The following is a 25,430-nucleotide window of genomic DNA, read 5'->3' as shown; positions in this document are numbered from 1 at the left end:
TGCTTTTTCAGCCTAGCGTTCCATCACCAGCAGCGTCGATGTCGCCGATGCAAACAGTCGACCGCTCATGTCCATCAGCGATGCCTCGGCGAACGCCGCACGCCGTCCGATGCTCAACACGCGGCCTTCCGCGCGCACCACGCCGGTCTCGCGCGTGAGGGCCTTGTGGTACGCGACCTTGAGTTCGAGCGTCGTGTAGGCCTGCGTCGCGGTCAGGCACGAATGCACCGCGCAGCCGCAGGCCGAATCGAGCAGCGTGGCCGCATAACCGCCATGCACGGTGCCGATGGGGTTGTACGCATGATCGCCGGGCACGCCCGCGAACACCGCCCTGCCCGCCTCCACTTCGATGAAGTCGAATTCCAGCGACACCAGGATGCCCGGCTTGCGTCCGCTCGCGATCAGCTTGCGCATCTGCGCGAGGCCATCGAGGCCCGCGGCCGTTTCTTCGATCAAACTCATTTCGCCTTCTCCGTCGTGCTGCTTGCGGTCTGGATCGTGCTGTCGTCGCCGGTCACGCTCCAGCCGCCGCCCAGCGCGCGGTACAACGCCACGGCGGCGAGCGCATGGTCGCGTTGCGACTGGTTGAGCGCATCGGCGTCGCGCAGATAGGTCTGCTGGGCGTCGAGCACGTCGAGGAAGCTCGCCGCGCCGCCCTTGTACAACTGCGTCGAGAGCGTCAGCGACTGTCCGGACGCGGCGAGCGCATCGTTGAGACGCGCGCTCGATTCGGTCGTGCTGACGAGATCGCTGCGCGTGTCCTCGACGTCTTTCAGCGCGGCCAGCATCGTCTGCCGCAGACCGAGTTCCGATTCCCGCATGCGGCTCTCGTTCTGGCCGATTTCCGCCGTGATGCGTCCCGCGTTGAAAATCGGACTCGTGGCATTGAGCGCGGCCGAGAACAGGTTGTCGGTAAGCGTAGGCAGGCCGAGATACGACGACGCGAGCAGGCCATCGGTCAGACGCAATGAAAACTTCGGATAGCGCTCCGCCCGCGCCACACCCACTTCGGCCGCGCGTTGCCGGACCGTGGCGTAGGCGGCCAGCACGTCCGGACGACGCAGCAAGGCCTCCGACGGCAATATCTGCGGCGCGCCTCCAGCCGGCACCGGGATACGCGGCGTCGTGCCGGCATCGGCGAGCATCAATCGGTCGAGCGCTTCCGGCGTGCGTCCCGAATACACCGCGATCAGGCTCAACTGATGTTGGATCGTGGCCTGCGTGCGCGGAATGCGCGACAGCAAGTCGCTCAACTGATTCTGCGCGCGCGCGACGTCGAGTTGCGTTGAAAGGCCGTATTGCAGGCGGCGTTGCGTGAGCTTGAGCGCACGCTCGCGGATCGCCTGATTGTCCTGCAGGATCTTCAGTTCGGCCTGCGCCCAGCGCAAGTCGATATACGCGCCGGCCGTGTTGGCCGCCAGCGCGAGCCGCACCTGATCCGCCGCGTGTTGCCGTCCAACCAGTTGCGCCTGCGAGGCCAGCAACTCGAGCCGCTCGCCGCCGAACACGTCGGGCGTCCAGCTCAATGCGAGGCCGATGCCCGCCTGTCTCACATAACCGAGCGGCGGCGGCGTGTTCTGCCGCGAGTCGGATGCGCCGGCGTTGACGTCGAGTTGCGGCAGCAGCACCGAGCGGCGCTGCGTGGTGATCGCCTGCGCCTGCTTCACGCGTTCGAGCGCGGCTTGCAGGTCGAGGTTCTCATCGAGCACCGATGCCACCAGTTCGTGCATCAGCGGATCGTTGAACTGTTGCCACCACGCGAGCGGGTCAGCGGCCGCTTTCGGCGTCTCGACGTTCCAGTCGGCGGGCGCGGTGGCCTGGACCGTCGCGGGCAAGTCGGCGTGCGTTGCAGGCTGCACCGCGCAGGCCGCAAGCGTCAGCAGCGCGATGCTTGAGAGGACGAGTTTCTTCATGGTCGGAGTCGGATAAGCAGAATCAATGAGCGTCCGGCGATGCCGGCGCAACGCCTATCGGCTTGGCGAACAGCACCGTCGTAAGGCCGAACAGGAAACACAAGGCGAGCACGTAGAAGCAGTCGGCAAAGGTCAGCACGAGCGCCTCGCGCAACACCAGCGCGTGCAGCGACGCCAGCCCCGCCTGCGAAGCGTTCAGCGCGTCGCCCGCCACCGAGGCGAGATGCGACGAACTGCGCGCCAGCATGTCTTCCACAGCGGAGCGGCCGGTCGTCACGTTCTCATTGAGGCGCAGATAGTGCAGGTTGAGACGGTCGTTGAGCATCGTGGAACTCACCGCGATGCCGATCGCGCCGCCCAGGTTGCGCATCAAGTTGAACAGGCCGCTCGCCGACTTGAGACGCGACTGCGGCAGCGAACCGAGCGCCATCGTGACGATGGGCGGCACCGCAAACTGCTGGCCGATGCCGCGCAGCGCCTGCGGCAGCAGGAATTGCTGCCAGCCCCAATCGTGCGTGAGCGGCGTGTAGAAGTAACAGCCCGCGCCGAAGCAGACGAGCCCGAAGGCCAGCAACACGCGCATGTCGATGAAGCGCGACGCGAAGCCGTACACCCCGATCGACAGCAACTGAAAACAGCCGACCGACAGCAGCGCGAGACCCGTGTGCAGCGAATCGACGCCGCGCACGCGCGCGAGGAACACCGGCGTCAGAAACACCGAGACGAAGATGCCGATGCCGGTCACGAACGACAGCACGCTGCCAATCGCGAAGTTGCGCACCGCAAGCGCGCGCAGATCGACGATGGGGTCTTTGGCGGTGAAGGCATGCACGAGGAACAGAAAGCCGCAGATCGCCGAAATCCAGGTGCACGCGATGATCACGTTGTCGCCGAACCAGTTCTTGCGCGGCCCTTCTTCCAGCACGTATTCGAGGCAGCCGAGAAAGCCCGACATCAGCGCAATGCCAAGATAGTCGCCCTTCTTCAGCAGCGAAATATCCGGGGTATCGATATGCACGTACTTCGGCACCAGCACCGCGACCACGAGACCCGGCACGACGTTCAGGTAGAACAGCCAGTGCCACGACCATTGATCGGTGATCCAGCCGCCGATCACCGGACCAATCGCCGGCGCAAGCGAAGCCAGCGCGCCGATGGTTGTCGATGCAATCAGTCTCTGCTTGCCCGGAAACAGCACGAAGGCGGTCGTGAAAACGGTCGGGATCATCGCGGCGCCGAGCGCGCCCTGGAGGCAGCGGAACAGGATCATCGAGTTGATGTCCCACGCCATGCCGCACAGCATGCTGGTGATCGTGAAACCCACCGCCGATGCCGCGAACAGCCAGCGCGTGGAGAAGACTTTCGAAAGCCAGCCGGACATCGGGATCACCAGGATTTCGGCGATCAGATAGGAGGTCTGCACCCAGGAGAGTTCGTCCTGGCTCGCGGACAAGCCACCGCCGATGTCCTTCAGCGACGACGCGACGATCTGGATGTCGAGCGTCGCCATGAAGAAGCCGAGGCACATCAGCGCGAACGCGAATGCGCGCAGCTTGAGCGGCTGGGTCGACGGGTCGGCGAGCGGCGCCGGGGTCGGTGATCGGGTCATGAGCGCGCTCCTCAGCTGTTCGCCTGCTGGCGCAGATGCACCTTCACCGTCGCGGAAAGGCCCGGACGCAACACGTTCTCCATACCCTTCGGCACGTCGAGACGGATGCGCACCGGCACGCGCTGCACGATCTTCGTGAAGTTGCCGGTCGCGTTCTCGGCCGGCAACACGCTGAAGGTCGCGCCGGTTGCGGGCGCCAGGCTCTCGACGTGGCCGCTGAGCGGCAGGTTGGACGCATCGAGTTCGATATCCGCCGTGTCGCCCGCGCGCATCTTCCTCAACTGGTCTTCCTTGAAGTTGGCGTCGATCCACAGGCCCGTCGCGGGCACCACGGTCAGCAACGACGTGCCGACATTCGCCAGCACGCCCACGCGCGCCGTCCGGTTGCCGACATAGCCGTCGACCGGCGCGCGGATCGTCGTGTACTCCACGTTCAGCGCCGCGACCCGTCGCGCCGCCTCGGCGGTGGCCACGCGCGCCTCCGCGTCCGCGATCTGCGCGTCGATCACGCTCAGCTGGCGCTTCGCCGCGACCAGCGCCGCGCCGCTGCGGTCCACCGAAGCCTGCGCCTTCGCGTAGTCCGCATCGGCGCGCTCGACGATCTGGTTCGACACCGCGTCGTCCTTCACCAGCTCGCGATAGCGCGAACGGTCCTGCGCGCTGCGCGTCAATTCCGCCGCCGACGCATGCACTTCCGCCTGCTGCTGGTTGATCACGGCGGCCTGGAGCGCGTCCTTCGCCTGCAGTTCGACGACGGCGGCGCGCGCGCCGGACAGGTCGGCGTCCGCCTGCGCGAGCCGCGCGTCATAGTCGCGGGCGTCGAGACGGATCAGCACCTGGCCCGCCTTGACGCGCTGGTTGTCCTGCACCAGCACGTCCGTGACGAAGCCGTTCACCTTCGGCGCCAGCACGGTGACATCGCCGCCCACGTAGGCATCGTCGGTCGATTCCTGGAAGCGCAGCACCAGCGCCCACCACGCCGCCGCCGCGATCACCACCAGCCCGACCAGGCCCAGCGCCAGCAGCATCCACGGAATCCGCCGCTCAGGCCGCGCCAGGGCGGGCGCGGCGACCGAAGGAAGGTTTGTCGTTGGAGTCGTCATGTTGTCCGCTTTGTGTGCATATGCACGATTGAGAGTGAAAAGTGGACCGCTAAAGCCGTCCGTCATAGGCCGGTAGACTAGATGTGCATATGCACCCCGTCAACCGTCACGGCTCGCATGAGTGAATGACACAGACGGAAACAATCGCCCCGAGGCAAGCTGCGCGCGGCTGCGGTCAGGATTGGGCGATGTCGGCCAGCATCGACTGATCGATGCAGAAGCGCACCGCATGCTCGACAAAGGCGCGCACCTTGGCCGGCAACAGCGCGCGCGTGCTGTAGGCGATGCGGATCTCGATGGCGGAATCCACACGCTCATAGGCGTCGAGCAGCGTGACGAGGCGGCCTTCTGCCACGTCTCGATCGACGAGCGCCGTCGGCAGCACGCCGATGCCAAAGCCCTGCAGCACCATCTCGCGGTTGAACACGGCGCTGTTCGACGACACGCCGTGACCGAGCGGCACACGCAGTTCCTCGCCACCGATGCGGAAGGTCAGCGCGGGCTTGCGGATCGACGGGGACATCGGCACGAATTCGTGATCCGTCAGTTCGGACGGATGGCGCGGCGCGGGATGCCGCGCGAGATACGCGGGACTCGCGACCAGCACGAGCGGAATGGTTTCGAGCAGGCGCGTGACCGCCGTGTCCGTGGAGAGCATGAACGGCAGCACGATGGCCAGGTCGTAGCCTTCGCCGACGAGGTCCACGGGCCGCTCGGTCAGCGTCACGTCGAGGCGCACGTGCGGATGCGCGCGCCTGAAGCTGGCGACGAGGGGCGTATAGCGGCTCGTCATCACCGTGGTATGCGCGACCAGCCGTAACAGGCCGGTTGCCTCGCTGGCGCGGTGCGACACGCGTTCTTCCATGGCCTGGAGTTCGTCGAGCAGGCGCGAGCAATCGGCGTAGAAACGCTCGGCCGTCTCGGTCAGCGAGATCTGCCGCGTGGTCCGGTTGAACAGGCGGCTGCCGAGCCGCTCTTCCAGCCCCGCGATGGCGCGCGAAACCACCGGCGGCGACAAGCCCAGGATGTCGGCGGCGCGCGCGAAGCTCTTCGCTTCGACCACGGAGCAGAACACTTTCAGGCTCGTCAGATATTCCATTGCGGTTTCGTCGATGCAGGCGGAGGCGAAGCCCCGATCATGGCACGAAGCAAGCCGGGACGCTCTCCCGGCACTTGAGACGATCGCGCGGTTTTACGAGTCGATCGGACATTCACGCCGCGACGGCGCGCGCCTAAAGTTCACTCACGCCATCCAGATGGCGTCTCAACGAACCCAGGAGTTCACCATGTCACGTCTTTCCCAAGTCAACGTCAACGAAGCCACGGGCGTCACCGCCGACCTGTTCGCCGGCATCAAGAAGGCCATGGGCCGCGTGCCGAACGCCTATGCGGCCATTGGTTCGCACAGCCCGGCCGCGCTGGGCGCCACGCTCAACGGCGATGCGATCCTCGCCAAGAGCAGCCTCGAGAAGTCCGATGTCGAAGCGATCAAGCTGGCCGTCAGCGAACTCGTCGGCTGTGATTACTGTGCCGCCGCGCATACGGTGGTCGGCAAGATGGTCGGTCTCACGCAGCAGGAAACCCAGCAGATTCGCGCGGGCGAAGCCACCGGAAACGCGAAGCGCGACGCCCTCGTGCGCTTCGTGCGGCATCTCGTCAGCAGCAGCGGCACCGTGGATGCGGCGCGGCTGGACGAAGTGCGCGCAGCGGGTTACTCGGAAGCGCAGGTGATCGACACGCTGTTCGCGATGAGCGTCATCAACTTCACGAACCTCGTGAACCGCGTGAACGACACGACGCTCGACTTCCCGAAGCTGGTCTGAAGCGGATCAGGGCGCGTTATTCTTGCCGGTGAACCGGTCGACGATTGAGTTCACCAGATCGATCGGCACCGGAAAGACGATCGTCGAATTCTTGTCGCCGGCGATCGTCGTCAGTGTCTGCAGATAACGCAACTGCATCGCCTGCGGCGCCTGCGCGAGCATCTGCGCCGCCTGCAACAGCTTCTCGGAGGCTTGCAGTTCGCCTTCCGCATGGATGATCTTCGCGCGGCGCTCGCGTTCGGCCTCGGCCTGGCGGGCGATCGCGCGGATCATCGTCTCGTTGATGTCGACGTCCTTGATCTCCACGTTCGATACCTTGATGCCCCACGCGTCGGTCTGCGAATCGAGCACGCGCTGGATGTCGGCGTTGAGGCGCTCGCGCTCGGACAGCAGTTCATCGAGTTCGTGCTTGCCGAGAATCGCGCGCAACGTGGTCTGCGCGAGCTGGCTGGTCGCTTCCAGAAAGCGCGCGACCTGGATCACCGCCTTCTCCGGATCGACGACCCGGAAGTACACCACCGCGTTCACCTTCACCGAGACGTTGTCGCGCGTGATGACGTCCTGGGGCGGCACGTCGAACACGACGGTGCGCAAGTCCATGCGCACGACCTGCTGCACCACCGGGATGATCAGCACGAGCCCCGGGCCCTTGACCTTCCAGAAGCGCCCGAGCATGAAGACGACGCCGCGTTCGTACTCGCGGAAGATGCGCACCGCCGACGCCAGGATGAAGACGACGAGTGCAATCAGAATGCCGCTGAAACCGAAGGTAAGCCCCATTTCGCGAGCCTCGCAGTGAAGGTGGTTATAGATGACCGGCTTTGAGCGCGTCGTGCGCTTCGATCGTCAGCGTCAGTCCCTGGCGTGAGATCACGCGTACGCGCGCGCCTTCGGCCGGCAGCGCCTGCGCGTCGCCGGCGCGCACACGCCAGCGCTCGCCGCGCACGCGCGCCCAGCCGCTGCCGGGCGCTGCGCCCTCGCTTGCCAGCATCACGCCGATGCTGCCGGGCATTGCCTCCGCACCGCTCACGACCGGCCGCCTGCGTGCCTTCAGCGCGACGCCGCCCACGACGAACACGAACAGCGCCGTGAAGAGTGCAAGGCCGATCACGAGGCCCAATGGAATGCCGAAACCCGGCACATCGGTATCGATCAGCATCAGCGCGCCGATGGCGAACGCGACAATCCCGCCGATGCCAAGCGCGCCGAAGGTCGGCAGGAACATCTCGGCGATCAGACAGCCGAGGCCGAACACGACGAGTCCCAGTCCGACATAGCTGACCGGCAGGAGTTGCAGCGCGAACAAGCCGACGAGCAGGCAAATCGCACCCGCGACGCCCGGCAGCACCATGCCCGGATTGGCGAACTCGAAGAACAGACCGTAGAGGCCGATCATCATCAGAATGAGCGCGACGCTCGGGTCCGTGATGGTCGCGAGGAAGCGGCTGCGCCAGTCCGGTTCCAGCGTCTCGACGGGCGCGCCGCGCGTGGCGAGCACGTGTTCTCCGGAGACGGTGCGCACGTGACGGCCATCGAGCTTCGTGAGCAGATCGGGAATATCAGCGGCGTTCAGGTCGATCACATGCTGGGCGAGCGCTTCGTCCGCCGAGAGCGCGACGGCCTCGCGCACGGCGCGTTCCGCCCATTGCGCATTGCGCCCGCGCAACTGGGCGAGGCCGCGTATATAGGCGGCAGCGTCCTGCATCTGCTTGCGGGTTTCGGTCGATCGGGCATCCGCGTGTGAATCTGTTGCCGATGCTTCCTTGCCCGCGCGCGACGGCTCGCCTCCCGCGCCGCCGATGCCGAGCTGCACCGGCGACGCCGCGCCGAGCGTCGTGCCGGGCGCCATGGCCGCGATGTGGCTGGCATAGGCGATGTAGGTTCCGGCGCTCGCGGCGCGCGCGCCGCTGGGTGCGATGAACACGGCCACCGGCACCGGCGAGGCGAGCATGGCCTGGATGATCGTGCGCATCGACAGGTCGAGGCCGCCGGGCGTGTCCAGTTGCAGCACCGCGAGCTTCGCATGCCCCGCGGCGGCGCGAGCCAGCGAACGCACGACGAAATCCGCGCTCGCCGGGCCGATTGCCCCTTTCAGCGGAATCACGACGACCGGCGCCGACGCCGCTGCCGCGTGAGCGGACGCAGTCAAAACCAGCGCGCCCAGTAACAGCCTGGCGCAGGTCCACAAGCAGTCAACGAGTTTCTTCGTCATGGGCTGACACCGCCAGCGCGCACGCCGCCACGGTCCTCCTCATGTTGCCGGTTATTGCCGTTTTGCCTTCGCTTCAAGCTTAGAGCAAACGGACGCGCCGTGCGTTCACTGCCGAACCGTGATCCGGTCGATGACCTTGTCGACATCGGCCGTCTCGCCGAGGGCCGAGACAAAGTGGCTTTTGTCGAAATCGCGTGCGACGCAGCCGTCGACGTAAATGAAACGCCGCTGGATGGTCAGCCACAGCGTGGTCTTCTCGCGCCACTGGAACGACGCATTCAGTGAGTTGAGACGCCGCGTCACACTCGCCGCGATCTCCTGGTCGTAGTCATAGCTGTTCGAGAGTCGGCAACGGCCCGCGAGCCAGCAGCTATTGCCGCGTTCGATGCGGTAGTGCGCCTCGTCCAGCCACTCCTGCTCGGTCTCGAACGGTCCACGCGGCGCGCTGCAACCGGGCAGCGCGCTCGACACCTGAATGAAAGGATCGTGGCCGCGATTCTCACGGGCTTCGTCGGCGTGGGCAAACGTGGACACGGCCAGCGCGGCGGCCAGCATCGTCCGCACGCGCGAGAGCGTTTTTGGGGTGGGGAGCGCTGAGCGCATCATGACGCCCTTCATCGAGCCGGGATTCGAACAGCATAGTGGATTGTGCCGGCCCGAACCGCCCGCGCCCAAGCCGATACACTGAAGATCCCGACGCACTTCTGAACCGAGACCGACATGAAACAGGCACTGCACCATCTGACGGTCGCGACAGGCTCGCGCGGCCTGCACGAAGTCACCCGCGACATCGACCGCTGGATCGACCTTCAGGACATCCGCACCGGCTTGCTGACACTGTTCTGCCGGCATACGTCGGCGTCGCTGCTGATCCAGGAAAATGCCGATCCGGACGTCCGCGTGGATCTGGAGCGCTATTTCGAGACCGTTGCCCCCGAAGCGCCCGGCCGGTACGTGCATGACGCCGAAGGCCCCGACGACATGCCGGCGCATCTGCGTACGGCACTGACGACCGTGCAGCTTTCCATTCCCGTCGAGGCCGGACGCATGGTGCTGGGCACATGGCAAGGCATCTATGTCTTCGAGCACCGTACGGCGGAGCATCAGCGGGAACTGGTGTTGCATCTGATTGGCGAGTGATCTAATATACGCAACGCGTATATCTCGGGAGCGGCGCCATGTCACAGCACCATCAGCAGCAAACCATTCTTCGCGATGCCATGCGGCGTCTCAACATGACCCGCGATGCGTTTGCCGCGCGCATTGGCGTGACAAGGCGAGCACTGGATACCTGGCTTTTGCCGGACGAATCGCCGGAATCCCGCGCGATGCCAGAAATCGCGGCGCGCTACGTCGCCGAGATTCTCAGTGGCATGCCGCAGAATGGCGAATATACGCAAAGCGCATATTCCGAAATCACGTTTGAGGGACGGCCGCAATTGTTGTCCATCGACCAGTTTTCGCGCGATTCGGCGGAGGCGCTGTTCCGCACGGCCGACATGATGCAGCCCATCGCACGCCGCAAGAAAATCACGCGGGTGCTCGAGGGCGCGGTGCTTGCCAACCTGTTTTTCGAAGCCAGCACGCGTACGCGCGTCAGTTTCGGCGCGGCATTCGCGCGTCTTGGCGGCGCGGTGTGCGACACCACCGGCTTTACGTTTTCGTCGATGGCCAAGGGCGAATCGATCTACGACACGAGCCGCGTGATTAGCGGTTATGCGGACGCTATCGTCGTGCGACATCCGGAACAAGGCTCGGTGGCCGAGTTCGCGCGCGCGACCAACATTCCCGTCATCAATGCCGGCGACGGACCGGGAGAGCATCCGAGCCAGGCGCTGCTCGACCTCTATACGATCCAGCGCGAGTTCTCGCGGCTCGGCAAGATTGTCGATGGCGCGCATATCGCGATGGTCGGCGATCTCAAGTATGGCCGCACCGTGCACTCCCTCGCCAAGCTGCTTTCGCTCTACAAGGGGCTCAAGTTCACGCTCGTCTCGCCAGGGTCACTGGAGATGCCGGCGCATATCATCGACCGTCTTGCGCGCGGCGATCATGTGATCGAGCAAACCAGCGACTTGCGCGCCGGGCTTGCCGGTGCGGACGTGGTGTACGCGACGCGCATTCAGAAAGAGCGATTCGCGGATGAATCCATTGAAGGCTATACGCCCGATTTCCAGATCAATCAGGCACTCGTCGATGCAGTATGCGGCCGCGACACGCTCATCATGCATCCGCTGCCGCGCGACAGCCGCCCGGGAGCGAACGATCTTGCCACGGACCTGAACCACGACTCGCGCCTCGCGATCTTCCGGCAGACCGATAACGGCATTGCGGTGCGCATGGCGATTTTCGCCGTGCTGCTGGGCGTTGAACAGCAGGTGGGTCATTCGATGCGCGATGCTGCATGGAAATCGCCGGCTTCTATTGGTCCGGACGATGCGGTGTTTCAGGGGTTTGATTGATGGGTCGCGCGCCGCACGTGATGGCCGAAGGCAAGTGACGTGCGGCGGGAGTGCAGCTATGCATCGCGCTATCGATCACCTGCCTTTCGGCGTTCCTCCTCATAAATCGCATAGGGCTTGAAGCGCTTGAAATCTTCTTCGGTCAGTTCCCAAGTGTCCGGGTCCAATGCTATGCCGCGGTTGATTGCTTCGTCTTCTTCGTCTGTTGGGAGGATCAAACCCTTGGGCGTTCGTTTATGTTTCATTGATCTTTCTTGTAGCTAGGTTAAGAGGGGTGCGACACACTTTGCTGCGCGCTTTCGAATCACGCAAATTTGACCCATGTTGCCTAAAGGCGAATGACTGCGGCGCAATCGAGGCAGTTACGTGCGCTACCGATAGCCATCCTTCCGGCGTTCTTCCTCGTAAATGGCGTAAGGCTTAAGCTGCTTGAACTCTTCGTCAGTCAGTTCCCATTTATCCGGGTCCAACGCTATGCCGCGGTTGATTTCTTCGTTTTCCTCCGGCGTTGGCCGGATGATTTCGCTAAGTTTCTTTCGCATATTTTTGAATCTCTCTATCGTTCGCGCGACGCAGACTGATGATGCGCCGCGACTTGGCGCTTCGCGTGAATACCACGCAGAACATTCGTCCATGAATGGGCATATAGCCCACTTCTCGAACCTCTCCATAATCTCGACGCTTGTCGACCCTCAGCACGACTTCGTCCCAAGCGATCTCACGCGCAAGCTTGAGTGACACTCCATGCTGAAGACAATTGATCGCGTCCTTCAACGGATCAAACGTGATATCCGAATGCGTTCATTGTGGCTCCCAAAGATTGAAGTAACAAGCCGCGAAATCTCCGAATTCCCTACCGCCCGATACGAATCCGCGCTAGATATCGCGTCACTTCAATCCTCTGGAAAGCCTCAATGACTCGCTATAGACCTGATGGCTAACGCTCAAATACCTGAGCGACTTCAAACCCGACATAGATCCCTGACGTCCCGAAACCGCCTCAGTAAAAGGCGCTCATCGGAAAGATCAATCGTATCCGGGTCGAGTTCAATTCCCCGTTGGATTTCCGCCTCTTCTTCCGGCGTGGGAAAGATGAGTCCTTTATCCGTCAATTCCATATCGTTTTATCTCTCGCTTGTTGGCGCGGCGCAGACTAATGATGCGTCGCTGATTGTCCCTGCGGGTGAACACCACGCAGAATATGTGGCCGCGAAGAGGCGCCAAGCCTACTTCGCGAAGCTCTCCATAGTCGTATCGATCATCAACCCAGCGAATCAGGTTGTCCCACGCTATGTCCCGCGCAAGCCCAAGCGACACCCCATGCTGAAGACAATTGATCGCGTCCTTCAACGGGTCAAACGTGATATCCGAATGCATTCATTGTGGTTCCCAGAAGTTGAAGTAACAACCCGCGAAATCTCCGAATTCGCACCCGCCTGATACGAATCCGCGTGAGATCCCGCGTCACTTCATTCTTCTGCAATCCTCAAGGTTTCTCTATAGACCGATCGGCCAGCGAGCACGTGTGATCCTGCAACTCCTCGGACGACGCCCAGTCGCCCGGCTGCACATGATCGTTGAGCAGATAGAAAGCAGCCGCCCCATCGCCACGCACCGCGCCCACCAGCAGAAGTGTCTGCTGGCCCATCGTCTGTCCGCGTTGCGCGGCATAAGGCGCGAGCAGCTTGAACGGATCCGTGTGCGACAGATCATCGTCGTCGATGCGCATTGCACTGTAGACATGCCCGCGCAGCCGCACCGGCAACGGCGCCCATTCCGTGCCGATGCGCGGCCCCACTTCGCGCAGGGTTTGGGCGACATCGGCAGCGAGGCAATCGATATGGATATGCAACTGGTTCTGCGTGCGTCCGCTCGCGGAGTTGATCGCGAGCGATACTTCATCGCGCGGCAAGGTGCGATGCAACTTGCGGTCCACATACCCTCGCGCGTTCCACGCATCGCGAAAGTAGTTGGGTGAATCCGGCGTCAGCAACGCGGGACTCTCGATACCGGAGACGCGCGCCGTCGGAATCAGCAGATATTGCGCGACGCCCACAAGATCCTTCAGCACCGCATAACCTTCCGGCAGATTCACGTCCGCGCACTTCTGCTTCACTGGCGCGCCTTCGGCGGCGGGCTCGCAATAATCGTGGACGATGTCCCACAACGCGTTCGGGTTCGCCGCGCACGCAAGCGGCAACGCGAGCGTCACGGCGACGCCGCACAGCGCCGCGAGGCGCCCCATTCCCTGAACAATTTTCATCGGCATGATCCGGCAGTCTGAGAAAGTCACCAGCCTGCCGGATTATGCTTGCGAGCGCGTGAAACAGCCTGAAAGAGCGCGAACCCGCATCCACCAAAAACGCAAGGCAACCGTGCCTCAGACCCGCTCCACCGGATGCGGCTCCCGCAGCCGGTTCGCCACCCGCGCCGCCTCGAAGTACGACCCATTCGGCGGACGCTTCAGATACTGCCCCGCGCCACGCTCCGCCCGCAACTCGCCGCCCGTCCATACAAGCGCGCCCCGCGAAAGCGTGCTGGTGGCGACACCTTGCACCGTCATCCCCTCGAAAACGTTGAAGTCCACATTCTGATGATGCGTCTTCACCGAGATGGTGCGCGTCGCGTTCGGGTCCCAGACGACCAGATCCGCGTCCGCGCCCACCTGCACCGCGCCCTTGCGCGGATACAGATTGAAGATCTGCGCCGCGTTGGTCGAGGTCACGCGCACGAATTCGTTCGGCGTCAGGCGGCCCATGTTGACGCCGTGATGCCACAGCACCGACATCCGGTCTTCCACGCCGCCGCAGCCGTTCGGAATGCGCGTGAAGTCCTCGCGGCCCATCGCCTTCTGCGACGCGCAGAACACGCAATGATCCGTCGCGGTGGTGTGCAATTGCCCGGATTGCAAGCCGCGCCACAAAGCCTCGCGATGCTCGGCCGATCGGAACGGCGGGCTCATCACGTGCGCGGCGGCACGGTTCCAGTCCGGATCGCGATAGACGGATTCATCGATCACGAGATGCCCCGGCAGCACCTCGCCGAACACGCGCAGTCCGTCGTTGCGCGCCTTTGCAATGACATCGACGGCATCCTTCGCCGACACATGCACGATGTACAGCGGCACGCCCAGCACCTGCGCGATGCGGATCGCACGGTTGGCGGCCTCGCCCTCCACTTCCGGCGGACGCGACAACGGATGCGCCTCCGGCCCGCGGAAGCCCTTCGCCAGCAATTGCTTCTGCAACTGGAACACGAGTTCGCCGTTCTCGGCATGCACCGTCGGCAGCGCGCCGAGTTCGAGCGAACGGGTGAAGCTGTTCACCAGCACTTCGTCGTCGGCCATGATGGCGTTCTTGTACGCCATGAAATGCTTGAAGCTCGACACGCCATGTTCCTGCACCAGCAGACCCATGTCGCGATGCACGGATTCGTCCCACCACGTCACCGCGACGTGAAAGCCATAATCCGCCGACGCCTTCTCCGCCCAGCCGCGCCACTCCTTGAACGCGTCCATCAGCGGCTGTTTCGGGCTCGGAATCACAAAGTCGATGATGCTCGTCGTGCCGCCCGACAAGCCCGCCGCCGTGCCGGTGTAGAAGTCGTCGCTGGCGGTCGTGCCCATGAAGGGCAGTTCCATGTGCGTATGCGGATCGATGCCGCCGGGCATCACGTACTGCCCGCCTGCATCGACTGTCTGCGTGCCGGCGGGCGTGTCGAGTTCCGTGCCGATGGCAAGTATCGCGCCGCCGGCCTGCGGGTCCGCGCACAGGACGTCGGCGCGATAAGTGCGGTCCGCATCGATGATGGTGCCGCCGCGAATCAGAGTAGGCATGAGTCGTCCTCCACAGAGACAAATTGAGCCGTTCAGGCGCTGAGCACGCCGGCGCGCGGCGAGCCGCGCAGTTTCATCCACGAGCCATAGACCAGCGCCGCCAGCACGAGGCCCACGAACCATGCATAGGTATAGAGCGTATTGAAGAAGGCCGGCACACCCGGGAACGAGGCGGGAAACGCGGTGTGCAGGAAGCCCGGCAAGTTGGGCAGCACGCCGACCAGCAACGCGACCACGGCGGCCACATTCCAGCCGTTGCTATACGAATACTCGCCGTGCTCGTCGAAGAGTTCACGCTGATCGAGCCGCGTGCCGCGAATCAGGAAGTAATCGACCATCAGGATGCCCGCCACCGGCCCGAGCAACGCCGAATAGCCGACCAGCCAGGTGAAGATATAGCCCTGCGTGGTCGCGAGAATCTTCCACGGCATCATCACAATGGCGATGGTCGCCGTGATCATGCCGCCCGCCCGGTACGAAATGCCCTTCGGCCACAAGCTCGAAAAGTCATAGGCCGGTCCGACAAGATTGGCCGCGAGATTGCAGCACATGGTGTCGAGCGTGAGGATCAGCAGCGCGACGCCCACGCCGATGCCCGTCATGCGGCTCGTCAGGTCGATCGGGTCCCAGATGGCGTGTCCGTAGATCACGACCGTCGCCGAGGTCACGACGACCGAGATCACGGAAAGCAAGGCCATCGGCAGCGGCAGTCCGATCGACTGGCCGATCACCTGGTCGCGCTGCGTGCGGGCGAAGCGCGTGAAGTCGGGAATGTTGAGCGCGAGCGTCGCCCAGAAGCCGACCATCGCCGTGAGTCCCGGCCAGAACGTGGCCCAGAACAGTCCTTCCTTCTTGCCGCCCGCCGCGAATTGCGACGGTGCCGACAGCATCGAGCCCAGCCCGCCCGCCTTCGAAGTCGCCCACCATACGAGCGCGATGCACATCACAACCTTGATCGGCGCCGACCAGCTTTCGAGCCAGCGGATCGAATCCGTGCCGTGCCAGATGAAGTACAGCTGCAGGGCCCAGAACACGAGGAAGCACGCCAGTTGCCCGAGCGAGATGTCGATGAGCGGCAGCGCGGCGCCGTGCAGCGCGTTGCCGGTGAGGATGTTCAGCAGCGTGTAGATCGCGCTGCCACCCAGCCAGGTCTGGATGCCGTACCAGCCGCACGCGACCACCGCCCGCAGCAGCGCGGGCAGTTTCGCGCCCTGCGTACCGAACGACGAGCGCACGAGCACTGCATAGGGAATGCCGTGCTTCGCGCCCGCATGGCCGATCAACAGCATCGGCGCCAGCACGATCAGATTGCCGAGCAAGACGGTCAGCACCGCCTGCCACGGCGACATGCCCTGCTCCGTGAGTCCGGCCGCCAGCATGTACGACGCGATGTTCATCACCATGCCGACCCACAACGCCGCGAAGTGATACCACTTCCAGGTTCGCTGCGCGGGGCCGGTGGGCGCGAGATCGTCGTTGTACAGGCTGCTGGCCTCGACGTCGTGCGCTGTCTGCTTCATCGGATGCACTCCGGTTGATGTAACCAAGAAACGATGGATGCGGAACGCAAGGTTCCGCTCAGGCGGCCTTCACGGACTCCTTCTCGGTCACGCGCGCCGGATTGTTCGGATGCGTGGTCCAGTTCGCGTACTCGCCGGCATCGACGCGTTCCATCGTGATGCACTGCTCTACCGGGCACACATGCATGCACAGGTTGCAGCCGACGCATTCCGCATCGACCACTTCGAAATGACGCTTGCCGTCCTTCTGCGCGAGGATGGCCTGATGCGACGTGTCCTCGCACGCGATATGACACAGCCCGCACTGAATGCATTTGTCCTGGTCGATGCGCGCCTTGATGTCGTACTTGAGGTTGAGGTATTTCCAGTCGGTGACGTTGGGCACGGCGCGGCCGCGAATGTCGTCGAGCGTCGCGTAGCCTTTTTCGTCCATCCAGTTCGAGAGGCCATCCGCGAGATCGTTGACGATGCGAAAGCCGTAGTGCATCGCCGCCGTGCAGACCTGCACGCTGCCCGCGCCCAGCACCATGAACTCGGCTGCATCGCGCCACGATGAGATACCGCCGATGCCCGAGATCGGCAGGTTCGGCGTCTCCAGGTCGCGTGCAATTTCCGCCACCATGTTCAGCGCAATCGGCTTCACGGCGGGGCCGCAGTAGCCGCCGTGCGTGCCGCGGCCATCGACAGTGGGCATCGGCGCCATCTGGTCGAGATCGACGGCCACGATCGAGTTGATCGTGTTGATCAGCGACACGCCGTCCGCGCCGCCTTTGAACGCCGCACGCGAGCCAGTGCGGATGTCGCTGATGTTGGGCGTCAGCTTGACGAGGCACGGCAGCTTCGTGCCTTCCTTCACCCAGCGCGTCACCATCTCAACATACTCGGGCACCTGTCCCACAGCCGCGCCCATGCCGCGCTCGCTCATGCCGTGCGGACAGCCGAAGTTCAGTTCGACCGCATCGGCGCCCGTGTCCTCGACCTGCGTCAGGATCCACTTCCAGTCACGTTCGTTGCACGGCACCATCAGCGACACGATCAGCGCGCGGTCGGGCCAGTCGCGCTTCACCTGCTCGATCTCGCGCAGGTTGATATCGAGCGGGCGATCCGTAATCAGCTCGATGTTGTTCAGCCCGGCGATACGCTGTCCGTTCCATTGCACCGCGCCGTAACGCGAGCTCACATTGACGACGTGCGGGTCCAGTCCCAGCGTCTTCCAGACCACGCCGCCCCAGCCCGCCTCGAAGGCGCGATTGACGTTATAGGCCTTGTCGGTGGGCGGCGCGGAGGCCAGCCAGAAGGGATTCGGCGAAGTGATGCCGGCGATGTTGCAAGTCAGGTCAGCCATGTTCGTTGGATTCCTTCGAGAGGTTCACGCAGCCTTGATGGCAGTCAGTGCGAACGAGGCATCGATGGACGCTGCCGCGAGCTTGCCGTCCTGCACGGCCTGCACCGTGAGATCGAGTCCTTCATGCGTTGCACAATCGCCGCCCGCCCAGACTTTCGGGAGGGTCGTCTGGCGGTTCTCGTCCGTGACGATGCGTCCGCCATCCAGCGTCAGCAGTTCGCGCGCGACGCCCACCGGCACGAGCGTCTGACCGATCGCCTTCAGCACGATGTCGGCTTCGATCACGAAGCGCTCCGCGTCGCGTTCGAACTCCACCCCGGTGACCTGTCCGTCCACGCCGATCAACCGCACAGGCTTCGCATGCGTGACGATTCCGACGCCATTGGTCTGCGCGAACTCGCGCTCCGCCCACGTTGCGCTCATGTTCTCGACGCCGCGCCGATAGGCCATCGTCACGTTCGTCGCGCCGAGCTTGCGGCTTTGCACGCAGGCGTCCACGGCCGTATTGCCGCCGCCGATCACGACCACGCGCCGCCCGACCGGCACGCTCGCGAGGTCATCGGCCTGACGCACCTGCTCGATGAAATCCACCGCGTTCATCACGCCGCCCAGCGTCTCGCCGTCCAGCCCCAGTTCACGCACGCCCGCCAGCCCGAAGCCGAGGAACACCGCGTCGTATTGCGTGCGCAGTTCGTCGAGCGTGACATCGCGGCCGAGCGCCATGCCCGTCCTGATCTCGATGCCGCCAATCGAATGCAGCCATTCGATCTCGCGCTGCGCATAGTCCTCGACGGTCTTGTACGCCGCGATGCCGTATTCGTTGAGACCGCCCGGTTTGTCGCGTGCATCGAAGATCACGGCGCGATGTCCCGCCAGCGCGAGCCGATAGGCGCACGCAAGCCCCGCCGGACCCGCGCCGACGACCGCCACGCGCCGGCCCGTGTCCGGCGCGCGCGAGAACAAGGGCTCGCCCCGGGCCATGGCGCGGTCGGTCGCGTGACGCTGCAATGCGCCGATCGCCACCGGTTTGTCGCCCGGATGATTGCGCACGCAACTACCTTCGCACAGGATCTCCGTCGGGCAGACTCGCGCGCACATGCCTCCTAGCGGATTGGCCGAGAGAATATCGACGGCCGCGCCCTTCAGGTTGCCGTTGCCGATCTTGCGGATAAAGCCGGGAATGTCGATTTGCGTGGGACACGCCTGGATGCACGGCGCGTCGTAGCAATAGAAGCAGCGGCTCGCGGCAGCGGCCGCGGCGGTGGCGTCGAGCAAGGGCGCGACATCCGCGAATTCGCAGGCGAGCTGGTCCTGCGCGAGACGTCCGGTCGCGATGTCGCCGATGGTTTTCATGGTCATACACGATCCTCGAAAAAGGCGTGACGGTGCCTTCCGTCCGCGTGTGGAGTCGCGGACGGACTGAAGGTGCGAACGAAAAAGGGTTGCTTAAGAGGCGGGTTCCGACGCGCGTTCGAGCATCGCGTGCAGGAGGACGTTGGCGCCGGCCTCGATCCACTCCTGCGTCGCGTCTTCGATTTCGTTATGACTGATGCCGTCGACGCAGGGCACGAACACCATCGATGTCGGTGCGACCCGCGCGAGATAGCACGCGTCGTGGCCCGCGCCCGACACCATGTCGCGGTGCGAGTAGCCAAAGCGCTGCGCCGCGGCGCGCACGGACGCGACACACGCGGCATCGAACTTGACGGGCTCGTAGTAGAAGATCTGCTCGAGCTCGGTCTGCAAGCCGATCTCGCCCGCAATGCGCTCGACGCCTTCGCGCAGCGCCGCATCCATGCGGGCGAGCACGGCGTCATCGGGATGACGGAAGTCCACCGTGAAGAACACGCGGCCCGGAATCACGTTGCGTGAATTCGGATGCACCTGCAGCATGCCGACCGTCGCGCAGGCAAGCGGCGCATGATCGAGGCCGATGCGGTTCACCAGATCCACCACGCGCGCGGCGCCGAGCAAGGCGTCCTTGCGACGCGGCATCGGTGTCGGGCCCGCGTGCGCTTCCTGGCCGGTCAGCGTGATCTCATACCAGCGCTGACCCTGCGCATCGGTCACGACGCCAATCGTCTTGTTCTCGGCTTCGAGTATCGGTCCCTGCTCGATGTGCAGTTCGAAGGCCGCATGCAGCTTGCGCCCGCCGCACGGCTGATCGCCCGCATAGCCAATGCGCTCCAGTTCCTCGCCGATCGTCTTGCCGTCAGTGTCCTTGCGCGACAGGCCATAGTCGAGCGTGAAGGCACCGGCGAAGACGCCTGACGCCACCATCGCCGGGGCGAATCGCGAGCCTTCCTCGTTGGTCCAGATGACGACTTCGATCGGATGCTCGGTCTCGATGCCGCGATCGTTCAGCGAGCGGATCACTTCCAGTCCGCCGAGCACGCCATAGATGCCGTCGAAGCGGCCGCCGGTGGGCTGCGAATCGGCGTGCGAGCCGGTCATCACGGGCAAGGCGTCGAGGTTGCGGCCGGCGCGCCGCATGAACACGTTGCCCATTTGATCGACGCTCACCGTGCAGCCCGCTTCCTTGGCCCACGCAACGATGAGATCGCGGCCTTCGCGGTCGAGGTCGGTCAGCGCCAGGCGGCACACGCCACCTTTGGGCGTGGCGCCGATTTTCGCCATCGTCATGAGACTGTTCCACAGTCTCTCGCCGTTGACCTTGATGGAGGTATCGAGACCAGCCTCTCCGAGTGAATCCGTGACAGCGTTCATGCGACGCGCTCCTTACTATCGGCCTTCGTCTGTGGGGACCCGCGCTCGTGCGTGCCGCACGGAGGCGGTGCACAAGTCTGTTCTGCGATGCATGCTGCCAGCGACGTGCTGCTTCTTGATGCGAGTACTTGTCGAATCCTGTCCGGTTGGACAGGTTGTAGCCGATTAAAATAAGCAAATCAACGTCTTTCGTGCGCGGGCGCACCAAGCGATTTACATGCCATTGCTGTGCAGCATCGATGTGGCATGGCTCAGGCGTCGCTTTCGTCGCGATGCAGCGCGGCGTGCATGAACGGCGCAATTGAGGCACGATGCGGCACACACGAGCTCGACAATCGACGATGAGACACGACGACGCGGCAAACGGCATCACCGGAAGCGAGGCCGAAGCGCCGCCCTTGCGGCGGCGCAAGGCACAGATTCGCGAGAGCAACGAAGCGCAGTTACTGGCCTGCGCCGAAGAGGTGTTCGCGGAGAAGGGACTCGAAGGGGCGAGCACCGCGATGATCGCTGAGCGCGCCGGTCTTCCCAAGGCCAACCTGCACTACTACTTCCCGACCAAGCTGGCGTTGTACCGGCGCGTGCTCGAAGACCTGTTCGAAGACTGGCATCGTGCGGCGGATACCTTCGAATGCAGCGACGATCCGGTGGAAGCCATCGGCGGTTATGTACGCGCGAAGATGGCGTTGTCGCGTCGCAGGCCGCTCGGCTCGAAGGTGTGGGCGAGCGAGATCATCCACGGCGCGCATCACATGCAGGACATTCTGAACGAGCGCGTGAAGCCATGGCTCGACACGCGGGTGAAGGTAATCGATGGCTGGGTCGCGCGCGGCCTGCTCGCGCCGGTCGAGGCAGATACCTTCATGTTCATGATCTGGGCCATCACCCAGCATTACGCCGACTTCGATGCGCAGATCCGCGCGCTCAAAGGCAAGCGTGCGCTGACGCACAAGGCCTTCGACGAGCAGACCGAGGAAGTGGTCAGACTGGTGATCCGCGCGTGTGGCGCGAAGTCGCCTCGGGATGGCGACGAACGCGAGACGTAAAAAAACGCCGGTCGCTTGGTAGCGGCCGGCGTTCCGGTACTGCCTGATGCTTACTGCCTGATGCCTACTGCATGCTGCGGTGATGCTTCACTGCTTACTGCATTTCTCGCAAGTACTGCTGGTCTTGCCACTGCTCTTGCTTTCTGAACTGCAACGGCAACGTCAACTGCTGCTTCACCTTCAACTGCCACCTCAACTACAACATCAACTGCACCTGCTCTTCAACGCTGCTCTCCCGGCGCATTCGCCGGGTCAAATCAGTGACCGAAGTAGACCGAGTTGCGATCCGACATCGACACGTTGGCGCGCGCTGCGCCCTGCGCCGCACCCGATTGCGACGAACCTCCGGTCGAAGCGCCATAAGCCGACTGGCCGTTTTCGGCGTTCACGCGGGCTTGTGCTGCTTGCAGTTCCTGCGGATAGTTCACGCGGTCTTGCGACGGGTTGTAGCCAGCCTTTTCCAGTTGAACCAGTTCGGCGCGGACTTGAGCGCGGGTCACCGGCGCATTGCTTTGTGCGAACGCGAAGCTCGGAGCAGCAAGAGCAGTGGCGATGACGAGTGCGGGAACGAATGCCTTGATCATGATGAACCTCCAGATTGTCTTGTTTTGAAATCGAAACCGAATCGGAAGCTAATTAAGTCGTTTCTGATTTCGTTTCGCTTGAAGACAGTGTAGGAGGCAGGCAACTTAGGGGAAACCCCGATTTCAATGAAACATATTTGTTCTGATTGCAATAATGCGTTTTGAAGAATGAAACGCCTGCCAAAGCAGAAGTCATGCAAATCCACCTCATCTAATTGATTTTATTATATTTTTCTAGGACGGCCGCGTCGCCCGCGAGTCCTGCTTCATCCGTCAGGTCAAAACGTCATTGCACATTGGCCAGCCAATCGCCATCTTTCTGACAGCTTCAGCCGACCGTCTCGCGATCCTGATTCAAGTCGATACCGATATGCAGCCACCCCGCATCGTCCTCCGCGATACACACCGCCGGCTGATCGAGCTGCAGCGTGTCGCCTGAATGAAGCGTGAGACGGGCGCCATCGGCAAGCTCGATCTCGATCTGCCCGCTCACACAGAAAACAAACGTGACGTCGTGCGCACACGCAACCGCATGCGCACCACGCCGGGCCTCGACCGCCGCACGCGCAAGATCACGACGCACCATCACGTTGAAATCGCGTGTCGGACCATCGATGGGCGTTGCGTGAATCTTCGTCTCGCCCGCAAAGCGCGCCATGGCCAGCGGCCGGTCGAGCACATGCGTCGCACCGTCCGCTTCCGCGAGCCGCATGCCTGCGCCATCGAGCAGCACGAGTACCCGATCGACGCCCGCAAACGAAGAGAACGCGCCCTCCAGCGCCACGTCCGCAAGCGAAAGACGCCACGCAAATCCATCCAGCGACGCGCCCTGCGGCCCCGTCGCGATTTCCCGCGTCATGCCGCCGCCGTTCTTCCAGGGCTGCGGCGCAAGCGAAGCTGCACGAATCATCATGAATTCAGAAATGTCCGGTGAACTGATAGCGGTCGCCCGGATGCCAGAGGTTGGCCACGGACGCCACCGCGTCGCGCGACCAGGTGCGCCGGTGCAGCAGCAGACAGGGCGCGTGCTCTTTCATTGCGAGCGCCGAGCGAATCTCCGCCGACGGCACCGATGCCTCGATGCGATACTCCACGCGCTGCAACGGCGCCGCGCTCATGAGGTACTGGTTAGGCGTGATCGTCGTGAAATCCTGACGCGCATATTCCGGCGCGAGCGCGGGATTCACATGGCGTTCTTCGAGCTGCACGGGCTCATCATTTTCAAGATGCAGCACGCGCGAGTGAAACACCGGGCTGCCGAGCGCAAGCTGCATTTCGGCGGCCAGCTGTTCATCGACGATGGACGCCCCCAGATGCAGCACCTGCGCCCGGTACGCATGCCCGCGTGCGGCAATCTCATCCGAAATGCTGCGGATCTCCACGAGCGTCGATGCATATTTCGGCTGCGCGACGAAGGTGCCCGCGCCTTGCACGCGCGTGAGAACCTGCTCGGCGGTGAGTTCGCGCAGCGCACGGTTGACGGTCATGCGCGCCACCTTGAACTCCCGCGCGAGTTCGTTCTCGGAGGGCACCTGATCGCCTTCGCGCCATTCGCCCACGTGGATGCGCCGGAGAATGTAGTCCTTGATCTCCTGATACGCAGGCGTGCTCATGTGGCCTGTTCCGACGCGAACGCAAACGGGCTGTGACGTGCAATCGCGCCCTGCTGCACGAGCGTGGCGATCGCCGCGATGTCCGGCGCGAAGTAACGGTCGAGATCGTAGTGCGGCACGTGTGCGCGCAAGGTTTCCACGACTTCGAGCAACAGTGCGCTGGTGCGATGCGGCGCGCGCAAGTCGACGCCCTGCGCCGCGGCCAGCAGTTCGATGGCGAGGATGTTGGCCGTGTTGCTGGCGATATCGCCGAGCTTGCGCGCCGCAAACGTGGCCATCGAGACGTGGTCTTCCTGGTTGGCGGACGTCGGCAGCGAATCGACCGAGGCCGGGTGCGCGAGCGTCTTGTTTTCCGACGCCAGCGCCGCCGCCGTCACATGCGCGATCATGAAGCCCGAGTTGACGCCGCCATCGCGCACCAGGAACGGCGGCAGCCCCGAAAGCGTGGCGTCGATCAGCAGCGCGATGCGACGCTCCGCCAGCGCGCCGATTTCCGCGGCGGCGAGCGCGAGATTGTCGGCGGCGAAAGCGACCGGCTCCGCGTGGAAGTTGCCGCCCGAGAGCACTTCGCCCGTGTCGGGGAAGATCAGCGGATTGTCCGAGACCGCATTCGACTCGATCAGCAGCACCTCGGCCGCATGCCGCATCTGGTCGAGGCACGCGCCCATCACCTGCGGCTGGCAGCGCAGGCTGTACGGGTCCTGCACCTTCTCGCAGTCCGCGTGCGACAGATTGATGCCCGAACCCTTCAGCAGCGTCCGATACGCCGCCGCCGCGTCGATCTGCCCGCGATGCCCGCGCAGTTCATGAATGCGCGCATCGAACGGCACGACCGAACCCGCGGCCGCATCCACGGACAGCGCGCCCGCCACCAGTCCGGTGCGAAACAGGTCCTCGATCGCGAACAGGTTATGCAGCGCAAGCGCCGCCGAAGCCTGCGTGCCGTTGAGCAGCGCGAGACCTTCCTTGGCCTGCAACGTCAGCGGCTTCAGACCGGCGGCCGCGAGACCCTCTGCGGACGGGGCCCGCTCGCCGCGGATCGTCACCTCGCCGAGCCCGAGCAGGACCGTCGACATATGCGCGAGCGGCGCGAGATCGCCTGATGCGCCGACCGAGCCCTTCACCGGGATGACTGGCAGGACGTCGGCATTGAACAGCGTGATGAGGGCTTCGATGACCTCGCGGCGGATCCCGGAATGACCGCGCCCGAGACTCGACAGCTTGAGCGCCATCAAGAGGCGCACGACCGGACGAGACATTGGCTCGCCGACGCCCACCGCATGCGACAGCACCAGATTTTTTTGCAGCAGTTCGAGCTGGTCGGCGGGGATATGCGTGTTGGCGAGCCGCCCGAAGCCCGTATTGATGCCGTAGGCCGGCTCGCCCTTCGCGGCGATCGCGGCGACGGCACGCGCGCTGGCATCGATGGCGACAAATCTCGCGGGATCGAGCTGAAGCGTGTCAGAGCCGCGCGCGATGCGGCGCAATTGCGGCAAGGTCAACTGGCCGGGCGTGAGCATCATCATGATTCGTCCTGTCTATACAAGTTGGACTTAAGTCTAAACGCAGCGCAAGCCCGAGACAAGGTCGAAACGCGGCACATGCGGGATTCCACCGATCCTCAAACAGGCAGAACCC

At 63.9% G+C, this 25,430-nt stretch carries 26 protein-coding genes; 4 read left to right on the top strand and 22 right to left on the bottom strand.

Annotated elements, in window-relative coordinates:
* Positions 1 to 12 precede the first annotated feature (12 nt).
* From QCE63_RS27995 to QCE63_RS27975, 5 genes are all read right to left on the bottom strand, one after another.
* The gene (locus QCE63_RS27995; RefSeq protein WP_309837715.1) at positions 13 to 462 is read right to left on the bottom strand and encodes a PaaI family thioesterase; all 450 of its coding nucleotides are present in this window, start codon (positions 460 to 462) and stop codon (positions 13 to 15) included.
* Positions 459 to 1,913, bottom strand: coding sequence for an efflux transporter outer membrane subunit (locus QCE63_RS27990; protein ID WP_309837713.1), 1,455 nt, complete (start codon positions 1,911 to 1,913; stop codon positions 459 to 461). Before QCE63_RS27990 ends, QCE63_RS27995 begins: the two co-directional genes overlap by 4 nt.
* 22 nt (positions 1,914 to 1,935) lie before the next feature.
* On the bottom strand, positions 1,936 to 3,522 hold the full coding sequence (locus tag QCE63_RS27985) for a DHA2 family efflux MFS transporter permease subunit (protein ID WP_309837711.1): 1,587 nt from the start codon (positions 3,520 to 3,522) through the stop codon (positions 1,936 to 1,938).
* 11 nt (positions 3,523 to 3,533) lie between these two features.
* Entirely contained in the window at positions 3,534 to 4,625 is a 1,092-nt protein-coding gene (locus QCE63_RS27980) for an HlyD family secretion protein (protein ID WP_309837709.1), read from the bottom strand.
* 175 nt (positions 4,626 to 4,800) lie between these two features.
* Positions 4,801 to 5,724 (bottom strand): LysR substrate-binding domain-containing protein, encoded by a 924-nt coding sequence (locus QCE63_RS27975; RefSeq protein WP_309837707.1) that lies wholly within the window; start codon positions 5,722 to 5,724, stop codon positions 4,801 to 4,803.
* A gap of 187 nt (positions 5,725 to 5,911) precedes the next feature.
* Here QCE63_RS27975 and QCE63_RS27970 point away from each other — a divergent pair, with 187 nt between their 5' ends.
* On the top strand, positions 5,912 to 6,448 hold the full coding sequence (locus tag QCE63_RS27970; protein ID WP_309837705.1) for a carboxymuconolactone decarboxylase family protein: 537 nt from the start codon (positions 5,912 to 5,914) through the stop codon (positions 6,446 to 6,448).
* A gap of 6 nt (positions 6,449 to 6,454) precedes the next feature.
* Here the strand turns inward: QCE63_RS27970 and QCE63_RS27965 are convergent, their stop codons facing one another.
* The 3 genes from QCE63_RS27965 to QCE63_RS27955 all read right to left on the bottom strand — a co-directional run bounded on the left by QCE63_RS27965 (position 6,455) and on the right by QCE63_RS27955 (position 9,266).
* On the bottom strand, positions 6,455 to 7,228 hold the full coding sequence (locus tag QCE63_RS27965; RefSeq protein ID WP_309837703.1) for a slipin family protein: 774 nt from the start codon (positions 7,226 to 7,228) through the stop codon (positions 6,455 to 6,457).
* 25 nt (positions 7,229 to 7,253) lie between these two features.
* Positions 7,254 to 8,660, bottom strand: coding sequence for a nodulation protein NfeD (locus QCE63_RS27960; RefSeq protein ID WP_309837702.1), 1,407 nt, complete (start codon positions 8,658 to 8,660; stop codon positions 7,254 to 7,256).
* 105 nt (positions 8,661 to 8,765) lie between these two features.
* Positions 8,766 to 9,266, bottom strand: a complete 501-nt coding sequence (locus tag QCE63_RS27955; RefSeq protein WP_404990198.1) for a BON domain-containing protein — start codon at positions 9,264 to 9,266, stop codon at positions 8,766 to 8,768.
* A 114-nt stretch (positions 9,267 to 9,380) separates the two neighbouring features.
* Here QCE63_RS27955 and QCE63_RS27950 point away from each other — a divergent pair, with 114 nt between their 5' ends.
* Positions 9,381 to 9,800 (top strand): secondary thiamine-phosphate synthase enzyme YjbQ, encoded by a 420-nt coding sequence (locus QCE63_RS27950; protein WP_309837700.1) that lies wholly within the window; start codon positions 9,381 to 9,383, stop codon positions 9,798 to 9,800.
* Between the two features lie 38 nt (positions 9,801 to 9,838).
* Positions 9,839 to 11,122 (top strand): aspartate carbamoyltransferase, encoded by a 1,284-nt coding sequence (locus QCE63_RS27945; protein ID WP_309837698.1) that lies wholly within the window; start codon positions 9,839 to 9,841, stop codon positions 11,120 to 11,122.
* A gap of 68 nt (positions 11,123 to 11,190) precedes the next feature.
* Here QCE63_RS27945 and QCE63_RS27940 read toward each other — a convergent pair whose 3' ends face one another.
* The 10 genes from QCE63_RS27940 to QCE63_RS27895 form a co-directional block, all read right to left on the bottom strand.
* Positions 11,191 to 11,367 carry a hypothetical protein gene (locus tag QCE63_RS27940; protein WP_309839390.1) on the bottom strand — a complete coding sequence of 59 codons (177 nt, stop codon included), beginning with the start codon at positions 11,365 to 11,367 and terminating at the stop codon, positions 11,191 to 11,193.
* Positions 11,368 to 11,493: 126 nt separating this feature from the next.
* Positions 11,494 to 11,664: a hypothetical protein gene (locus QCE63_RS27935; protein WP_309837696.1), complete on the bottom strand. Its 171-nt coding sequence runs from the start codon at positions 11,662 to 11,664 to the stop codon at positions 11,494 to 11,496.
* The gene (locus QCE63_RS27930; protein ID WP_309837695.1) at positions 11,648 to 11,896 is read right to left on the bottom strand and encodes a BrnT family toxin; all 249 of its coding nucleotides are present in this window, start codon (positions 11,894 to 11,896) and stop codon (positions 11,648 to 11,650) included. Before QCE63_RS27930 ends, QCE63_RS27935 begins: the two co-directional genes overlap by 17 nt.
* 327 nt (positions 11,897 to 12,223) lie before the next feature.
* Positions 12,224 to 12,499: a BrnT family toxin gene (locus QCE63_RS27925; RefSeq protein WP_309837693.1), complete on the bottom strand. Its 276-nt coding sequence runs from the start codon at positions 12,497 to 12,499 to the stop codon at positions 12,224 to 12,226.
* 109 nt (positions 12,500 to 12,608) lie between these two features.
* On the bottom strand, positions 12,609 to 13,385 hold the full coding sequence (locus tag QCE63_RS27920; protein ID WP_309837692.1) for a CDP-diacylglycerol diphosphatase: 777 nt from the start codon (positions 13,383 to 13,385) through the stop codon (positions 12,609 to 12,611).
* 117 nt (positions 13,386 to 13,502) lie between these two features.
* Positions 13,503 to 14,957: a dihydropyrimidinase gene (hydA, locus tag QCE63_RS27915; RefSeq protein ID WP_309837691.1), complete on the bottom strand. Its 1,455-nt coding sequence runs from the start codon at positions 14,955 to 14,957 to the stop codon at positions 13,503 to 13,505.
* Between the two features lie 32 nt (positions 14,958 to 14,989).
* Positions 14,990 to 16,477, bottom strand: a complete 1,488-nt coding sequence (locus QCE63_RS27910; RefSeq protein WP_309837690.1) for an NCS1 family nucleobase:cation symporter-1 — start codon at positions 16,475 to 16,477, stop codon at positions 14,990 to 14,992.
* A gap of 58 nt (positions 16,478 to 16,535) precedes the next feature.
* Positions 16,536 to 17,822: an NAD-dependent dihydropyrimidine dehydrogenase subunit PreA gene (gene preA, locus QCE63_RS27905; protein ID WP_309837689.1), complete on the bottom strand. Its 1,287-nt coding sequence runs from the start codon at positions 17,820 to 17,822 to the stop codon at positions 16,536 to 16,538.
* Positions 17,823 to 17,846: 24 nt separating this feature from the next.
* Entirely contained in the window at positions 17,847 to 19,181 is a 1,335-nt protein-coding gene (locus QCE63_RS27900) for an NAD(P)-dependent oxidoreductase (protein WP_309837687.1), read from the bottom strand.
* 87 nt (positions 19,182 to 19,268) lie between these two features.
* On the bottom strand, positions 19,269 to 20,549 hold the full coding sequence (locus tag QCE63_RS27895) for a Zn-dependent hydrolase (RefSeq protein ID WP_309837685.1): 1,281 nt from the start codon (positions 20,547 to 20,549) through the stop codon (positions 19,269 to 19,271).
* 341 nt (positions 20,550 to 20,890) lie between these two features.
* Between QCE63_RS27895 and QCE63_RS27890 the strand changes: the two genes are divergently transcribed.
* Entirely contained in the window at positions 20,891 to 21,595 is a 705-nt protein-coding gene (locus tag QCE63_RS27890; protein WP_309837683.1) for a TetR/AcrR family transcriptional regulator, read from the top strand.
* A gap of 257 nt (positions 21,596 to 21,852) precedes the next feature.
* Here the strand turns inward: QCE63_RS27890 and QCE63_RS27885 are convergent, their stop codons facing one another.
* The 4 genes from QCE63_RS27885 to hutH form a co-directional block, all read right to left on the bottom strand.
* Positions 21,853 to 22,176 carry a DUF4148 domain-containing protein gene (locus QCE63_RS27885; RefSeq protein ID WP_309839282.1) on the bottom strand — a complete coding sequence of 108 codons (324 nt, stop codon included), beginning with the start codon at positions 22,174 to 22,176 and terminating at the stop codon, positions 21,853 to 21,855.
* A 331-nt stretch (positions 22,177 to 22,507) separates the two neighbouring features.
* Entirely contained in the window at positions 22,508 to 23,092 is a 585-nt protein-coding gene (locus tag QCE63_RS27880; RefSeq protein ID WP_309837682.1) for a HutD family protein, read from the bottom strand.
* A 4-nt stretch (positions 23,093 to 23,096) separates the two neighbouring features.
* Positions 23,097 to 23,792: a histidine utilization repressor gene (gene hutC, locus QCE63_RS27875; RefSeq protein ID WP_309837679.1), complete on the bottom strand. Its 696-nt coding sequence runs from the start codon at positions 23,790 to 23,792 to the stop codon at positions 23,097 to 23,099.
* Positions 23,789 to 25,318, bottom strand: a complete 1,530-nt coding sequence (gene hutH / locus QCE63_RS27870) for a histidine ammonia-lyase (protein WP_309837678.1) — start codon at positions 25,316 to 25,318, stop codon at positions 23,789 to 23,791. The genes hutC and hutH overlap by 4 nt, the downstream gene beginning before the upstream one ends.
* Between the last annotated feature and the right edge of the window lie 112 nt (positions 25,319 to 25,430).

The sequence above is a fragment of the Caballeronia sp. LZ065 genome, from assembly GCF_031450975.1.
Taxonomy (GTDB): Bacteria; Pseudomonadota; Gammaproteobacteria; order Burkholderiales; family Burkholderiaceae; genus Caballeronia.
Note: the sequence above shows the minus strand (reverse complement) of the source record. Positions and strands in the feature narration are given on the sequence as shown.

What these genes read in the sequence shown, in the direction of transcription:
- QCE63_RS27925 (WP_309837693.1), bottom strand. Translation starts at nt 12,499, where the DNA reads ATGCATTCGGATATCACGTTTGACCCGTTGAAGGACGCGATCAATTGT.
- QCE63_RS27965 (WP_309837703.1), bottom strand. Translation starts at nt 7,228, where the DNA reads ATGGGGCTTACCTTCGGTTTCAGCGGCATTCTGATTGCACTCGTCGTC.
- hutH (WP_309837678.1), bottom strand. Translation starts at nt 25,318, where the DNA reads ATGATGATGCTCACGCCCGGCCAGTTGACCTTGCCGCAATTGCGCCGC.
- QCE63_RS27895 (WP_309837685.1), bottom strand. Translation starts at nt 20,549, where the DNA reads ATGAACGCTGTCACGGATTCACTCGGAGAGGCTGGTCTCGATACCTCC.
- QCE63_RS27920 (WP_309837692.1), bottom strand. Translation starts at nt 13,385, where the DNA reads ATGAAAATTGTTCAGGGAATGGGGCGCCTCGCGGCGCTGTGCGGCGTC.
- QCE63_RS27955 (WP_404990198.1), bottom strand. Translation starts at nt 9,266, where the DNA reads ATGATGCGCTCAGCGCTCCCCACCCCAAAAACGCTCTCGCGCGTGCGG.
- QCE63_RS27960 (WP_309837702.1), bottom strand. Translation starts at nt 8,660, where the DNA reads ATGACGAAGAAACTCGTTGACTGCTTGTGGACCTGCGCCAGGCTGTTA.
- hutC (WP_309837679.1), bottom strand. Translation starts at nt 23,792, where the DNA reads ATGAGCACGCCTGCGTATCAGGAGATCAAGGACTACATTCTCCGGCGC.
- QCE63_RS27970 (WP_309837705.1), top strand. Translation starts at nt 5,912, where the DNA reads ATGTCACGTCTTTCCCAAGTCAACGTCAACGAAGCCACGGGCGTCACC.
- QCE63_RS27945 (WP_309837698.1), top strand. Translation starts at nt 9,839, where the DNA reads ATGTCACAGCACCATCAGCAGCAAACCATTCTTCGCGATGCCATGCGG.
- QCE63_RS27890 (WP_309837683.1), top strand. Translation starts at nt 20,891, where the DNA reads ATGAGACACGACGACGCGGCAAACGGCATCACCGGAAGCGAGGCCGAA.
- QCE63_RS27940 (WP_309839390.1), bottom strand. Translation starts at nt 11,367, where the DNA reads ATGAAACATAAACGAACGCCCAAGGGTTTGATCCTCCCAACAGACGAA.
- preA (WP_309837689.1), bottom strand. Translation starts at nt 17,822, where the DNA reads ATGGCTGACCTGACTTGCAACATCGCCGGCATCACTTCGCCGAATCCC.
- QCE63_RS27995 (WP_309837715.1), bottom strand. Translation starts at nt 462, where the DNA reads ATGAGTTTGATCGAAGAAACGGCCGCGGGCCTCGATGGCCTCGCGCAG.
- QCE63_RS27935 (WP_309837696.1), bottom strand. Translation starts at nt 11,664, where the DNA reads ATGCGAAAGAAACTTAGCGAAATCATCCGGCCAACGCCGGAGGAAAAC.
- QCE63_RS27950 (WP_309837700.1), top strand. Translation starts at nt 9,381, where the DNA reads ATGAAACAGGCACTGCACCATCTGACGGTCGCGACAGGCTCGCGCGGC.
- hydA (WP_309837691.1), bottom strand. Translation starts at nt 14,957, where the DNA reads ATGCCTACTCTGATTCGCGGCGGCACCATCATCGATGCGGACCGCACT.
- QCE63_RS27990 (WP_309837713.1), bottom strand. Translation starts at nt 1,913, where the DNA reads ATGAAGAAACTCGTCCTCTCAAGCATCGCGCTGCTGACGCTTGCGGCC.
- QCE63_RS27900 (WP_309837687.1), bottom strand. Translation starts at nt 19,181, where the DNA reads ATGACCATGAAAACCATCGGCGACATCGCGACCGGACGTCTCGCGCAG.
- QCE63_RS27910 (WP_309837690.1), bottom strand. Translation starts at nt 16,477, where the DNA reads ATGAAGCAGACAGCGCACGACGTCGAGGCCAGCAGCCTGTACAACGAC.
- QCE63_RS27980 (WP_309837709.1), bottom strand. Translation starts at nt 4,625, where the DNA reads ATGACGACTCCAACGACAAACCTTCCTTCGGTCGCCGCGCCCGCCCTG.
- QCE63_RS27975 (WP_309837707.1), bottom strand. Translation starts at nt 5,724, where the DNA reads ATGGAATATCTGACGAGCCTGAAAGTGTTCTGCTCCGTGGTCGAAGCG.
- QCE63_RS27880 (WP_309837682.1), bottom strand. Translation starts at nt 23,092, where the DNA reads ATGATGATTCGTGCAGCTTCGCTTGCGCCGCAGCCCTGGAAGAACGGC.
- QCE63_RS27985 (WP_309837711.1), bottom strand. Translation starts at nt 3,522, where the DNA reads ATGACCCGATCACCGACCCCGGCGCCGCTCGCCGACCCGTCGACCCAG.